Consider the following 15,084-nt stretch of genomic DNA (forward strand, 5'->3'; position numbering starts at 1 on the left):
CGATTGAACGACCTGAGATGACGTACTAGGTCCCTCTCGCAAGCGAAGCCTCTTCCGCATCCATGTGGGTGTCCCCGTAACGAAAGAGCGGAATCAAGAGAGACAAATACCCAAACCGCTACCACTCTCCGAGAGGAACTCTAGCCATGGACAACAGCGAAGCGATCGATGCGCTCATCGAGCTCGGTCTGTCTACGTATGAAGCCCGGGTGTTTACCGCACTGATCGAACTCGGCGAGGGAACGGCGCGCGAGGTTGCGAAGACGTCGGACGTCCCGCGGTCACAGGTGTATACGACGGCCAAAGAGCTGCAGTCGCGAGGGTTCATTAGCGTCCAACAGGCGAACCCACAGGTGTTCCAACCGATATCGCTGTCCGAGGTCGAGTCCCAACTCAGTCGCGAATTCGAATCCAAGCGTGACACGGCGTTCGATCGGCTCAAGACGCTCGAACGACAGACCGCTCCGGCGGCCGAACAGAATGAAGACGTGTGGACGATCACGGGCACGCCGGCGATTATCGGCCGGGCCAGTCAACTCATCGACGAAGCCGAAACGCGAGTGATCTACGGTGCCAAGAGCCTCGGGCATCCGGATGCCGAACTCCTGAGTACAGTCCGCTCGTGCTGTTCACGCGATGTCTCGGTACACCTGCTTCAGGATAGTGACCAAGAGATTTCGGACCAGTGGCGAGAGAACGAGTGTGTGTCCGTCGTGTCGATCCCACCGCAACAGGCCAAAGGTGACCACGCAGTTCGGCTGTTACTCGTCGATTCGGATAGCTTCCTGCTGAGTGTCCGTAGCAACCGATCGGCACCCGAAATCGCGATTTGGAGCGCAAACACGACGTTCGCCGAGGCGTTCTCACAGCTCCTCACGAGCAGTCTCCCCGTTCCCGAGTGAGAACCGACTGTCCATCCTGCCGACTCGCTTACCGCTGACGCCGTTCGCTGTTTGACAGTGTCGTGAACAGTCTCCGAGTTCTGACTGCGACCCAGAATTCGCGACTACTGGGCGTGCGATGTGCTACGACACGCCTTCCAGACAGGTGCGACGAACACACCAGCTACCCGTTCAGAACCGGCTTTGAGACTACGGTCTCCACCTCGGTGCCGTCGGTGGCGACTCCTGCTCGTCAGAAGTGTCTCTTCGGGTTGGTGGGATAAAATAAAAAGACCGGAACGAATCCGGTTGGTTACTCGTCTGCTGTCGTCACGTCCTCGTCGGAGTGACGAGGAGGGGCGGCGGCGTTAGTTCTCGCGGCGGAGTGCGAGAAGGGCCGCGCCGACGAGTGCGACGAGAGCGACTGCGATACCGAAGCCGGGCGTGTTGGAGGACGTGGTGGTCTCCTCAGTCGGCTCTTCGGTGGTCTCAGTCGGCTCTGCGGTCGTGGTCGTTTCCGTGGGTTCTTCCGTGGTCGTCGTCGTCTCGGTCTCCTCAGAGGACGTCGTCGTGGTGTCCTCACGCTCGGAGACGACTTCGACGTTCACGGTGTCCGTGCTGTCGCCGTCGTCGGCTTCCACGGTGTACGTGCCAGTCTCGAAGTCAGTGGTGTCAACTTCGACCATCCACATGCCGTCGTTCTCCCACGAATCAGTGTCTTCGAGTGCGACGGACGTACCGTCTTCACTCGTCACTTCGACACTGACGGTGTTGTCGTCGGGCTTGAGGTTCGTCGAGCCAGCGATGACCATCGTTTCACCGGTTGCGACCGGGTTGATGCCAGCCGCTTCAGCGGCGTCCGGGTAGATCGAGTCGATGGACGTCGAGGACTCGGCCAGACGGAACGTCTCGGTGACGATCAGGTCGTCGCTCGCCGTCTCGTCAACCGTTTCGGAGGCGATGAGTTCGTTGACCTGTTCACCGCTGTTAGTACCGCCGTCAAGGGTGGCGAGATAGCTCTCCAGATCATCAAGGTTTGCCCCCGAGGACTCGGAGGGCAGCGAGCCGTCACCAACGTTACTGTCACGACCAACCGAGAGGATGTGGGCAGTGATCTGACCCTGTGCGAGGGAATCACCATCAACGTCATCGATGTTCAGGTCATCCTCCTCGAAGGTACTATCGCTGTCTACACTCACTCGCTGGTATCCAACGGATCCGCGCTCGTCAACAAAGATGACGAGGACGGAGTCAGCGCCAGAGGCAGAACCGTTAACGTCAACGGTTCCGTCCGTAGTGGCAACCTGGCCGTTGATCGTAGTGAACTGACCCGAGAGAGCCTGATCGGTTACACGGATCGAGTTACTGCTGCTCACACCACTCGTGAACTCCGACGTCGTGAGAGTGGAATCAACGCCGCTAGGCGAGTCAATGTCGGCGTCTTCCGCGTCAATGACGCCGATGCGGTAGGTACCCGTCAGCGACAGGATGTTGTTAGCGGACGAGAGCTGAACGTCTTCTTCTTCGAACGTGTCGTCAGAGTCGACGCTAATCGTGTTGTCGCCGCCGTCGATTTCGAGGAGCTCCCAGTCGCCATCGTCGCGGACGTAGATTGCGACGTCGTCGGAGCTGGTAGCCGTCCCGTTAATATCAACTTCCGAGCCGACAACGTACTGGCCGGTCGGGTTCGAGAGCGTCGCGCCGCCCTCTTCGACGGTGAGCGTGATGTCGTTCACCGAATCGAAGTCGCCGCTGGCAGCCTCGGTGGCGTTCACGCCAACGTCGTACACTTCGATGTCGATGTCGCTGTCGTCAAGATACTGTGTTTCGATGCCACCAACGGCACTCGCGCCGTCGATTTCAACGACCGCGTACGCGATAGTCGCGTTGTCAGCCGTCGCGTTTTCCGACGTATCTGCGTTCGCAATGCCGACTTCCGAGGTGTCGCCGATGTTACGGAAGACGCCCTCTGCCTGGGCAGTCGTGACATCGCTGTCACGGAGGTCGTTGGTGTCGATAGCGACAACGTGTTCGTTGCCGTCGATACCGTTCGTGACGGTGTACTGAACGTCAGTACCCTGCGTCACGGACTCGCTGTCGAGTTCGATGCCGACCTCGTCCTGCGACGAGATCGTGAGGGTCAGCGTCTCGGAGGCCTCACCGAAGTCGAGGTCCTCAGCGCCTTCGACGATAATCGTGTACTCGCCGGCGTCCTGACCGGACATGTCGAGCTCGGCACCGACCTGTGCGTCGTCGTCAGCATCAGCCGTTCCGTCGTCGATCACGTCGCTACCCTGAACAACCTCGTTGGAGATGTCCGTCCCACTTGGGTCTTCAACGGTAACTGTGACCTTCTCGGCGTCTTCGAAGTTGTAGTTAGCGCGGACGTAGAGTTCGCCAGCGTCGCCCGAGCTGAGGGCGGAGCCGGTGACGTCGCCACCACTGGCCGTCAGGATTTCGCTGGAAGTGATGCGCGGCGCGAGAACCGTGACACCGGGGGCACTGCTCGAACCATTAGTAGTGTACGCACCAACTGGCTGGGCATCCGAACTCTGTGGGATGGGTGAGTTCAGATCCAGGGTGACACCTTCTGCGCTGCCTGCGACACCCGTCAGAATCGAGTTGTTCTCTGCGAATCCGGCAGAGGTGTTAATGTCCTCACCGAGGAAGACACGGTCTCCGGATTCGATTGTCTTGTTGAACGTTTCGTTGTCTGCGTCGAGATCTCCACGCTCCGCGGCGGCACTTCCCGTAAACGCGATGGCTCCCGCAAAGACGGAGGTTACCATCAGCGCGGCGAGAAGTATCGCACGCGTTTGATTTTTGATCGTTGTCATAGTGTACTTGTAGCGCCAGTATTTTCCGCGCAGTTTCGCTATAACGCGGATCCCTACTAGCGGGGGATGGGCAGGGGTACGGTAGAACCATATAAGCGGCCTTGGTAAATGCTTTCTGTTTCTGTTGCATGTTCGGTCCTGTCCCCGTTGCCGTCTCGCAGTTGGTGTCCGGACGTAATCCCCGCCCACACGTGACAACGTTGGAGGTTAGGCGAACGGTGCCGGCCAACTCTCGGAGGCAGACGACCGAAAAAACGAGCTCCAGCGGAGTATCGAACCAATCAAGCCACCAACAACGACACGACGAGAACAGTCACGACGACGATGGCTACCTCATCCTCGACAGGCCAACAAGACGCAAGGACAGAGACCACAACCGCCGAGACGGGCAGACCGGGAGTCCGCGGACAAGTCATGACTTCAGTCGCGAGTCGGCGGCAGTGCCACGTAGTCGTTATTCGCGAGTGGTCACGTTCGATTCGATTTCTATCTCTTTCGGCCCCGCGACGATGGTGTCGTTGTAGCTAATCGAGACGTTCGCGGCCCCGGTTCTTGGCGGCGCGAAGTCACAGGCGATGACACCGTTCTGGCCGACGGTCGTCAGACACCGGGAGAAATAGGTGGTGCCCTCCTGTGACATCGTGAGGTCGATGTCCATCTTGGTCTGTGGGGCGAGGTTGGTCCGTGCCGAGACGTTAAGCTTCGTGCCGGACATGGTCGCCGTGAGATTGTCCACCGACGGTTCGGCGACCGTGAACGACTCGGTCAGTACGACCCGCTCCCCATCGGCGTGGATCTCGCTGTCGACCACGACGGACACGTTGTACGTCCCGGTTTCCAAGCGCGTGGAGTCAGCGACGACGTTGAGCGTGTCAGTCTCCGCGTCGTATGCGACATCGAACACCGTCTGCGGGGAGACGAAGTCCATCTCGGAACTCTCGACGCGGAGATCGACGCCGGGGCCCACGTTACCGAGGGGACTCGACGCGTATTCGAGACGGCTCTGGGCGGTCTCCCCTCCGAACGACACCGAAACAGCGCCCGTTCCCTCCGTACGGGGGTTGACAACGTGGTATTCGAACAGCAGCGTCTCGTTATCCGCGACCGAGATCGGCTCGTCGAATGCGACTGTCAGCCCGCCACTGGATGTGACCTGATATCGATTGACGGCAGTTCTGAGCGACCGGTCGATCTCACCGTCGGCATCCGTATCAATTCCGATGTGCTCGATCAGCTGCGAGCTGTGGAGGGACGGCGACGTCCCCTCGCGGTAGTTGATTCGGAGCGTTTGGCTCGTACGGACATCCGTCTGTGGCGACCACTGTACAACGTGTGTCGTGTGCGCGCCCGTGGACGCGTTCCGCGCGAACACCGACTGCGTGCCCGGAGCGGGCCGCTGAACGGCGCTTTCGAGCCCACTCACGTGGTACTGCACGACTGCGTCGTCACCGACCGCGACGACGGGAGCGGACCCACTCCCGCGCGATCGGTCAGCACAGTCGACGGCACTGGGCTGCTGGGTGGCTGGTACCGAACACGCCGCGCTCCCTCGGACCGATGGGGGCTCAATCCAGAGACGGTCCGCAATCCGGGTCTGGCCGGCGGAGGCGATTACGTTGTACCGGCCGGTCGGAAGTGCTTCAGGGGCGGCCGCGTTCGGGCGCGTGAGGACGGAGACAGTATCGTTTGCGTCCGCCGTCCGGAATGCGGTGTCGGGGTCGTTCGCGTTCGCCGTGTCGAACACCACGGTGACAACGCCGTCGCCAGAGCCGTCGGTCGCTAAGACTGTCGCCGAGAAGTCGCCTTCCGCAGATGAGATTTGGAGTCTAGCCTCGTCGGTGTTGTTGAGGACCAGCGTGCGTTTTACGAAGTCGCCTTGCTGCTCAACCCGCTGGGCGTCGGCGAACCGCACCGTTTCGTCTGTCGGGTCCGACGCGTGCACAGCCATTGCGCCGCCCGGAATCGCCGTCAGCCCGAGAATCAACAAGAAGATAACAGATAATGTTCGTATCGAGCGGGTCCGTGGACTCATACCCCAGACTATCTGGTCTGGCAGTAAGTACTTTCTGTCACAGTCACTATCCTCAAACGCCTGTAGGTAGCTTGCACATCAGTTGAGAGACCAGTTTTGGGTTGCGTGCTGTCACCGCCCGTCACTAGCCCCGATAACCGTCCGTTTGACGTGGTTTCACTCGTCAAATGACTGGTTTTCTGTTGATTCACCGACCAGTGTCCACAAAAGATATTAGTTGTGTGTCGCTACTGTTAGTAGAGATGTATACACAGGTGTTGCCTCGGTCGTCTTGTCCACTCAGTGCCCTCCCCTACACGTCTGAAACGTACTGATGTTCAGAGACACACTCCGTTCTACGCTTCTGACTCTCTGTCTCGTCTCCGTGCTGACTACCTCGATGGTCACCCCAGTCGTCGCCCAGACCGCGAGTTCGGGGCAAGTGTACGGGTCGCCCGACATCGACGTGTTCACCTCGACAAGCGAGTTCGAGCCCGGAACGCAGTCGGAGCTCAGGCTCACACTCCGAAACAACGGCCAGATCGACCAATCGGGTCCCGAACGCTACGAGAGCCGCGTGACGACTGCCCGCGGCGTCACGGTCGAAGCGAAGTCGGGAGACGCGCCCATCGAGATTAACACCGGCACTATCGGGGCCGGAAACGTCCCGACGGGCACGGTCGACCTTGCGCCGATCGATATCACGGTCTCCGAGAATGCGACCCCCGGAACGTATCGGATTCCGATCGAGGTGTCGTACACGTACACCCGACTCGTCGATTACGACCCGTCGGGTGCCGAGTACACGGACAACACGCGAACGAGAACCCACTACGTGACGGTTCGCGTCCGCGATCAGCCACGGTTCGAAGTCGTCGAGACGTCGTCGACCGCGCAGGTCGGGAACACTGGCGACCTCTCCGTGACGATCGAAAACACCGGCACCCGAGCCGCGACCGAAGCGAGCGTCACGGCGACCTCGCGGAGCGACGAACTCGTGTTCGGGACGGCCTCGGCGAGTTCGACCGCGCAGGTCGGCCGCTGGGCCGTCGGCGAGCGTCGGACGGTCAATTACACCGTTTCGCTCGCCGAAGACGCAACGGTTCGCGGCTACACCGTTAATCTCGACGTCGACTACACCGATACGGACGGCATCGCTCGAACGTCGCGAACGATGAACATCGGCGTCACCCCCGCTGAAGAACAGAGCTTCGCCCTCGAAAACGTCTCTACGAACCTCCGTGTCGGCGCGGACGGAACGGTCTCGGGGACGGTCGTCAACAACGGGCCGAAACGCGTCGACGACCCCGTGCTCCGGCTCAGGTCGAGCAACCCGAACATCAACGTCGAGACGTCCGAATACGCGCTCCCGGACCTCGAACCGGGCGACAGTGCCACGTTCGAGTACGAGGTCGGCGTTAGCGACGCCGCGAGCGCGAACGTCCAACAGCTCAACCTCACGGTGGAGTACCGCAACAGCCGTGGGAACATCCGAGTCAGCGACGGGCTCACGACCAACGCCGAAATCGCGCCGCACCGGGACCGCTTCGTCGTCGAGGTGGTCAACGACACGATCGAAGCAGGTAGTGACACCGCACTCCGCGTGCGGGTCACTAACAACGGCGACGAGCCGCTCAGAAACATCGAAGCGAAAGCGTTCGTCCGCGACCCCCTCAGTAGTGACAACGACGAGGGCATCATCGGCGAACTCCAGCCGGGCGAATCCGAAGAGTTCACCATTGCGCTGAGCGCCGGGGCCGGCGCGTTGCCGAAGCGCTATCCGGTCTCCTTCGACTTCCAGTACGAGATGCCGGACGGAGACACGGAAGTGTCGCAAACGTACACCGTGCCCATCGAAGTAATCGAGTCACAGGGCGGCGGCCTCCCGATCGGGCTGATCGTCGGTGCGGTCGTCGTTATCGGCGTGCTCGGTGTGTTCGGCTGGCGGCGCTTCAACACGGACGAGTAACTAATGGACTTCCAGATCGATTACCAGCACTACATCGACGTTGTCGACGGTTGGATAGTCGACCAGCCGAAGACAGTACTCCTCGCGTTCCTACTGCTTTCGGCGGGGTTTTCCGCCGGGCTCGGACAGTCTGGAACCTCGTCTGGAACCAGTCAGTTTACTGAAGACGTCCCCGCGTATCAGGCGTTCGAAGAGGTCAACGACAACTTCGAGCGGGTGACGTTCGAAGAAGACACCGGCACGACACAGCTCATCCAATCGGGGACGAACGTCCTGTCGAAGCCCGAGCTACTTCGGATGCTCAGGGCGCAACAGCGGTTGCAAGCGAATCCCGAGCTGTCGGTCGTACAGACGACGAGCGTCGCCCGGGCCGTCGCCAGAGTCATAGACCCATCGGCCACGACGCTCGCTGAAGAGATCGACGCCGTCGAACAGGCGACGCCGACGGAGATCGACCGCGCAGTCCAAGTCGCCGTCGAACAGAACCCCGCGATTCGGGCGAGTCTGAGCGAGGACTTCAACGCGCGTTCCGCGTCCGCGTCCGCGACGATCGGTATCGTCACTCACTCGCTTAGCGGAGAAGTGTCCGACTCGGCGGGGACGGGCGGCGACAGCCCGCTGACGGAGATCCAACGTCACGCCGAGTTCATCGTCGGCTCCGTCGGCGGGGATATCCGGGTCTTCGGGAGCGGAATCCTCTCCGAAGAGTTCAACTCGGTGATCGGCGACTCCCTCGCGCTCGTCGTGCCCGCGGCGGTCGTTCTGATTCTGTTCTTCTTGGTGTTCGCCTACCGCGACCCGATCGACCTCCTGATCGGGGTCGTCTCCCTCGCGATGGCCGTCCTCTGGACGTTCGGGTTTATGGGCCTCGCAGGAATCGCGTTCTCGCAGATGCTGATTGCGGTGCCGCCGCTCCTCCTCGCGGTCGGTATCGACTTCGGGATCCACGCCATCAACCGCTACCGCGAAGAGCGGACCGAGGGCTTCGGCATCCACGAGTCGATGCGGACGGCGACTGACCAGCTTCTCGTCGCGTTCACTATCGTGACGGGAACGACCGTAATCGGCTTCGCGGCCAACGCGTCGAGCGACCTCGGGCCGATTCGGGACTTCGGTATCGTCGCGGCCGTCGGCATCGTGTTCACCTTCCTCATCTTCGGCATCTTCCTGCCGGCGGCGAAGGTGTATCTGGACAGCCTCCGAGAGCGGGTCGGCTTCCCCGAATTCGGGTCCGAGCCACTCGGTGCAGAGGACACGGTGCTCGGGAAGGTCCTCCCCGTCGGGATTCACATCGCTCGTATCGCCCCGAAGGCGTTCCTCGTCATGCTGGTCGTGAGTACCGCGTGGATGGGGTACTACGGGTCGGGCGTCGAAAGTCGCTTCACGCAGGACTCGTTTCTCCCGCCGGAGGACAACCCGGAGTATCTCGAACTGTTCCCCCAACAACTGCAACCGCGTGACTACACGGTGACGGAGACCACGAACTTCCTCGAAGACAACTTCCAGACGGGTGAAGAAGACGTCACGACGGTGTACGTAGAGGGCTCGCTCACGGACGGTGGTACCTTAGAGTCCATCTGGCGGGCCGGGAACAGCCCACCCGACAGCTTCGTCGTCGACGACGGCCACGCGCGGGAGACGAGTATCATCACCGTCATCCAGAGCTACGCGGAGCGGGACCCCGAGTTCGCGGCGCTCGTCGCTCGGAACGACCGCGACGCGAACGGCATCCCCGACGACAACCTCAAGCAGATCTACGACGCGCTCCTCGACTCGCCCGCGCGCGGTCAGGCGCTCAACTACATCACCGACGATTACACCTCCGCGCGCGTCGAGTACGCGGTCGAATCCGACGCCAGTCAGGCCGACGTGACCGAAGACACGCGCGCGGTCGCGGACCGCTACCGCGTGGAGGCGACCGCCACCGGCAACGTCGTCATTCTGAAGGCCGTCTCGGACGTCATCGCGCAGTCGGCGTTCATCAGCCTCGTGCTCGCGCTCGGCGGCTCCGCGGTCTTCCTCATCATCATCTATGCCCTGCTCGAAGGCCGGCCCTCGCTCGGCGTCGTGAATCTGGTCCCGATCGTCGTGACTGTCGCCGCCATCGCCGCGACGATGCGGTATCTCGACATCCCGTTTAACGTGATGACCGGGACGATCCTGTCTATCGGTATCGGCCTCGGAATCGACTACTCGGCGCACCTCGTCCACCGGTTCGCCGAGGAGTACGACGAGGGCACGGACGTCTTCGTCGCGCTGACCGACTCGGTGCGCGGGACCGGTGGCGCGCTCACCGGCAGTATGCTGACGACGGTGACCGGGATCGGCGTTCTCGTCATCGCGATCACACCGATTCTCGGCCAGTTCGGGCTCCTGACCGGGGTCTCGATTCTGTACTCGTACGTGGCCTCGCTTGTCGTGTTGCCGCCGGCGCTCGTCGTCTGGGCGCGCTTCGTCCACGGCGAGAACGCAGAGACTGCCGGGACGGCGAGTGACCCGGACGGCGCGGGCGGTGCGGCGTGAGTCTGCCGGCCATCCCTCGGTGAAAGGTGGGGCGGGGGTTCACCCTGCGCGTTCGAGACGCGCGGCCACGGCGGGCCAAACGCCGGCCGAAACGCACCGACACCCCCAACGACGCCCGTGCGCTCAGCCGCGGGAGACCGGGATTTTTTTCGCTTGGTGAGTAACAGAGCAGACTATCAATGAACGTGTTCTGCTTCGGAGCAGGGAAGGCAGGGGGGAACGTCGTCGAGCAACTTCTTCGCTACGAGCGCCAGCTAAAGACGGATTTCATCGTCGGCGCGGCGGCGTGTGATACGACCGCCGCAGACCTCGACGCCTTAACGCTGATTCCCGAGGACGCGCGCGTGCTGTTCGGCGCGGCCGAAACCAACGGGGACGGATTCGAGGGCGACGCCGCCCGCGGTGCCGAGGCCGCCAAACGGGAACACCGACAGCTCCTCGAACCGACCGACACCGCCCCGATTGCAACGAGCGACGCCTTCGTCGTCTGTGCCGGTCTCGGCGGCGGGACCGGTGGCCCGACTGCCGCGGTTATCGCCGAACAGCTCTCCGAACTGTACGACCAGCCGGTCTACGGAGTCGCCACCTTCTCGACGTCGACGACGGACCCGCAGTGCGCTTCGAACACCCTGCGGTCGCTCCGGCAACTTGTATCGGCCACCGACCACGTCTTCGGGTTCGACACCGCCTCGTGGGTCAAAGACGAGCCGGTATCCGAGGAGCAGTACGACACGCTCGACGCGGAACTCGCACGGCGGCTCGGCGCGCTCTTCGCGGCGGGCGAGGTCACGACCGCCGACGACGTCGGCGCGAGCGTCGTCGACGCCTCCGAAATCATGAACACGCTTCGCGGTGGGGGGCTCGCGACGCTCGGCTATTCCGAACGCCCGCTCCCGCCCCGCGACACGAGCGTTCGCGGGCGTCTCAAGCGACTCATCGGCGACGACACCGAGTCGGTCGACCAGATCGACTCGCTGAACCGAATCACGACGCAGACGCGAGAGGCCGTCCGCGGACAGCTGACGCTCCCCTGTGACATCGAGACGGCGTCGAGAGGGTTGCTCGTGATTACTGGGCGACCGGCGTGGCTCAACCGCGACGCCATAAGCCAGAACCAAGGCTGGCTCGAAGAGCAGACCGGGAGTTTGGAGGTTCGCAACGGCGACGACCCGCGGCCGGATGCGGACGCTCTCAGCGTGTTAGTCGTCCTCGGCGGGGTCGCTCCGCCCGAGCGACTGACCGCGCTCCAGGCAGTCGCGGACGGTGACGACTCGACCGACGCGTGAACGCACCACCCCCGTCGCTTCGACGAGCGGGTACGTCGGGACCGCCGGCGAGACGAGACGAGACGAGACGAGACGGGTCGAGACGAGACGGGTCGAGACGAGACGGGTCGAGACGAGACGGGTCGACGACGCCGTGCGTTCGAGGCTCGCGGCTCGGCGCAACGGAGCGACGCGCGGTCGGCACACAGCGGTCGACCCCAGCCAGAGACATCGTTAAGTACACTTCGGCACTACTTACGCTAGAACCCTCGCGCTGACGACCCCAGAATACATGACTCACTTCTCGGATTCAGCAGACGCAGATCGCCATCAGACACAACAGGCCATCCTCGAAGCGACGCACCAGATCTTACTTGAGTCCGGTTACAACGGGATTTCAATCTCGCGAATCGCCGACCGAGTCGGCATTAGCAAATCGGTTATCTACCATTACTACGACAACAAGGAGTCGTTACTGGCGGAGCTCTTAGACGTCGTACATCGACGGTTCCTCGCGAAGACATTCGAACAGGAGGACACGACACCGCGCGAAGAGCTCGAACGCTTTCTGACGCTGTTCGTCGCCGCGCCGTCGATGAGTTGCCAGCCGGAGGCCGAACTGACACAGCTGGCGAAGGCGTTCGTCGAACTGCGAACGCAGTCGATTTCGAACCCGGACTACCGCTCGATTTTCACCGAGTCGGAAAACAGGGTCAAACGACGGCTCACCGAGACGATCGAAGAAGGAATCGAACGGGGCGAGTTCAAGCCGGTCAACCCCGAGCGAACGAGCGAACACATCCTCACGTTCGTCGCCGGGGTGCTGTTTCGGCAAGCGACGACCGACTCGGTCGACGGCGAGCACCTGTACAGCGAGATTCAAGAGCACCTCGCCGACCGGATTTACCTCTGAGGGCCGCTCGGCGAGGCGGCGAACGCCGCCGAGAACGGACCCACGCTATCGATACGGCGGGACGAGTGCAGACTCTGGTCAGCCGGTGCGGTGGTCACTCGGGGAGGTGAGAGACGAGAGCCGTCAGAAAAGCGGCGGTGGGGCGGGGACCGACGACAATCGATTATGGGTACTCAGTCGTTTTTGAACCACCGACGGCCGGTGAACAGGAGCGCGGTCACTACGAGACCACCGAAAAAGCCGCTGAGTAGGAACGTCGACGAGTTCGAGGGGTCCGTACTACCGAGGTCCACCGCGAGTGCGTTCGTTCCCGAGGTGGTCGCCGACGAATCGAACTGGACCGACTGCGTCGCCCGGCCGGACGTCTCGCCGACGTCGTACGTCGCGGCGACCGTTGCGGTGTCCGACGGCCAGCCGTTGACATCGACGACGACCGTCTCCGAGGTCGCGGCGTCGACCGACCGAAGCGAGGTCGTCGGCAGTTCCGACTGGTCCGACGCGCCCGAGATGACGACGTTGTCGATCGGTGCGTTCCCGTGGTTGGTGACGCGATACCGAACGGAGACCGAGTCGTTCTCCTCGAAGGCGGTCGCGTAGACCGACACGTCGTCCCGAATCGATTCGACCTGCATGGTTTCGAACGCTTCGACGGTTTCGCCGTCGTTGTAGCGGAGCGTCGCCTTGAGCGCGGTCTCGCCCGCCGCCGACGGTTCGACCGTGAACTCGTAGGTCGTCGAGTTCTCCGCGGCGAGGACCGGGGTGAGCGCGGTCTGGGCCTGCATCTCTCCGGTAACCGAGTCGAGCCGAAGCGCCAGGTCCGTCAGCGCCGCGTCGTCGCCGTTCGACACCGTGACGGCGACGGTGGTTTCGGTCTCGGCGACCGCTTGGTGGGTCTCGATTTGGACGCGGGGCGGAACCGTCGTCGACGTGCTCGGTTCCGAGACCGTGACGAACACCGGATGCTTGAGGTGGACGATCTCCGACGTCGCACCGTCGGAGTCGTAGTAGCGACCGCGGACGTGGACGGTCAGTCGCTTGTCACCGGCGGTGGCGAAGCGCGCGCTCACCGGCACTTCGGCCGTGTCGCCGGCACCGAGCACGCCGATCTGGTTCGCCTCGCTGTGTTTCGTTCCGGAGCTATCCACGACCGTCACCTCCGTGACTTCGAAACTGCCGCTCCCCGAGCTGGAATGACTAATTGTCGGAGTTATTATAATACGGTCGCCGGTTTCGGGGTCGTCGTCGGACACGCTCACTCCGGTTACTGCGGTATGCGCGGGCGACGCCGCCGCACCCCCCACGGTACTTCCGACAGCGAGTAAACAAACAACCGTTACTAATCCAACTAATACGCCGTTCTTCGGGCCGAGTTTCGATGTCATGCAGACTTTAGGCTCGCCTAAACAAATAAAAACCCATTGGTTTTTAGGCCGGCCTAATACTCGGGTATTGGAGTCCCGCTAGCGAGGCGCATAAATGACAGTTCACAAACATTAACGCACTGACCGACCGTCCGCGACGGGTTGCTTTCGAACGGTACCTCAGGGGAAGAGTCGGCCGGTGTGCCACTCCCAGACCAGTTCTGTCCCCAGCCAGACGAGCAACCAGACGGTTACGAGGACGAAGACGAGGGCGGTAATCGACAACTGCTGGAACGGTCGCGTAACCGCGAGCAAAAGCGGGTAAAACAGAAGCAGTACCCCAGCCACGGTACCGAGGCCGATCAGGCTACAGACGTACCGCTCGGTGGCGTCGATCTCCGCGGGTTGGGTCACTTGCTGTGTCGGTTGGTCGTCGTCGGGTGCCGACCCGTGTTGGTTGTACATCCGTTTGTTCCCCCTCGGCTATACTACACTAATAATCATTATAAAGGTAGCGTCGGAGACGACACGACAGCAGATAGATAGTCGTCTGACAAAATCTTGATTAGCGTCGTCAGAGTGGACAGTACAATGCCACTGTCAAATTCGCCGGACGAATCGACAGCCGACCGGGCGAAGTCTGACTCTCGCGGCGGGGTCACACGCCGACGGGTGTTGCAAGCGTCGGCCGGGACGGGCGCGCTCCTCCTGGCCTCGGGGACAGCCGCCGCCAACGGCAAAGGCGGCCAAGCGATCGTCAGGGAAGACGAGTACTACCCGGACGAGACGTTCGTCATCCTCGAAGCCGAATCGTGCGATAACCAGACGCAGTACGGCTCCTGTCGCGACGACTCGCTCCCGTTCCGGTGTGAGGGGCAGGGCGGGCGGTTCCCCCCGGGCAAAGGCGGCGCGCTTCCGTTCCCGTGGTGGAACTTCAAATACGAGAGCGGCCCGCTCGAAGGGGAACTGCTTCGAATCTACACGCGGGACAACAGCATCGACACCGACAGCACCTATCGCTGGACGCGGAAGGAAAAAGACTGCCCCGAAACGCCCGACTACTACCAAGTCGGGTTCGCCCGCGACTGAGAAACCCCAGGGGCGCGCTCCGAGACGCGACCCGAAGCGTCTGTCGACGAGAGGCATTCGAGCGACCGAGACCCGCCTTTTCTCCGTGGCGTGTGCGAAGACTGTCACCAACAGCTTCCGGGTTGAAACCGCCGAAACGACAGCACACGAGCGGTAGTCCGCCTAGAAACACTTTTCAGCGTCAGATTAGATAGAAGACATGATGACTGACATGAACGAGTCCACCTATCGCGGT

The 15,084-nt window shown here is 62.0% G+C and carries 10 protein-coding genes; 6 read left to right on the top strand and 4 right to left on the bottom strand.

From position 1 onward, the window contains the following. Nucleotides 1-146 precede the first annotated feature (146 nt). Complete coding sequence (locus C438_RS00370) at nt 147-902, top strand: TrmB family transcriptional regulator (RefSeq protein WP_004967213.1); 756 nt, start codon at nt 147-149, stop codon at nt 900-902. A gap of 347 nt (nt 903-1,249) precedes the next feature. On the opposite strand, the gene csg is transcribed toward C438_RS00370, so the two are convergent. After that, the gene (gene csg / locus C438_RS00375; protein WP_004967214.1) at nt 1,250-3,718 is read right to left on the bottom strand and encodes an HVO_2072 family ArtA-dependent S-layer glycoprotein; all 2,469 of its coding nucleotides are present in this window, start codon (nt 3,716-3,718) and stop codon (nt 1,250-1,252) included. Nucleotides 3,719-4,172: 454 nt separating this feature from the next. Continuing rightward, entirely contained in the window at nt 4,173-5,705 is a 1,533-nt protein-coding gene (locus C438_RS00380) for a DUF7827 domain-containing protein (protein ID WP_004967215.1), read from the bottom strand. A 424-nt stretch (nt 5,706-6,129) separates the two neighbouring features. On the opposite strand from C438_RS00380, the gene C438_RS00385 reads away from it, so the two are divergent. From C438_RS00385 to C438_RS00400, 4 genes are all read left to right on the top strand, one after another. Further along, the gene (locus C438_RS00385) at nt 6,130-7,698 is read left to right on the top strand and encodes a COG1361 S-layer family protein (RefSeq protein ID WP_004967216.1); all 1,569 of its coding nucleotides are present in this window, start codon (nt 6,130-6,132) and stop codon (nt 7,696-7,698) included. A gap of 3 nt (nt 7,699-7,701) precedes the next feature. Beyond that, on the top strand, nt 7,702-10,221 hold the full coding sequence (locus C438_RS00390) for an efflux RND transporter permease subunit (RefSeq protein WP_004967217.1): 2,520 nt from the start codon (nt 7,702-7,704) through the stop codon (nt 10,219-10,221). 179 nt (nt 10,222-10,400) lie between these two features. Continuing rightward, nucleotides 10,401-11,507, top strand: a complete 1,107-nt coding sequence (locus C438_RS00395) for a tubulin/FtsZ family protein (RefSeq protein ID WP_004967218.1) — start codon at nt 10,401-10,403, stop codon at nt 11,505-11,507. A 271-nt stretch (nt 11,508-11,778) separates the two neighbouring features. Beyond that, on the top strand, nt 11,779-12,399 hold the full coding sequence (locus tag C438_RS00400) for a TetR/AcrR family transcriptional regulator (RefSeq protein WP_004967219.1): 621 nt from the start codon (nt 11,779-11,781) through the stop codon (nt 12,397-12,399). Between the two features lie 173 nt (nt 12,400-12,572). Here C438_RS00400 and C438_RS00405 read toward each other — a convergent pair whose 3' ends face one another. Together C438_RS00405 and C438_RS00410 are read right to left on the bottom strand one after the other, a co-directional pair. Further along, nucleotides 12,573-13,544, bottom strand: a complete 972-nt coding sequence (locus C438_RS00405; protein ID WP_193363619.1) for a hypothetical protein — start codon at nt 13,542-13,544, stop codon at nt 12,573-12,575. A gap of 396 nt (nt 13,545-13,940) precedes the next feature. Further along, entirely contained in the window at nt 13,941-14,225 is a 285-nt protein-coding gene (locus C438_RS00410; RefSeq protein WP_004967221.1) for a hypothetical protein, read from the bottom strand. A gap of 126 nt (nt 14,226-14,351) precedes the next feature. On the opposite strand from C438_RS00410, the gene C438_RS00415 reads away from it, so the two are divergent. Further along, on the top strand, nt 14,352-14,849 hold the full coding sequence (locus C438_RS00415; RefSeq protein WP_239640616.1) for a hypothetical protein: 498 nt from the start codon (nt 14,352-14,354) through the stop codon (nt 14,847-14,849). The last annotated feature ends 235 nt before the right edge of the window (nt 14,850-15,084 follow it).

The organism is Haloferax denitrificans ATCC 35960 (assembly GCF_000337795.1).
Lineage (GTDB): Archaea > Halobacteriota > Halobacteria > Halobacteriales > Haloferacaceae > Haloferax > Haloferax denitrificans.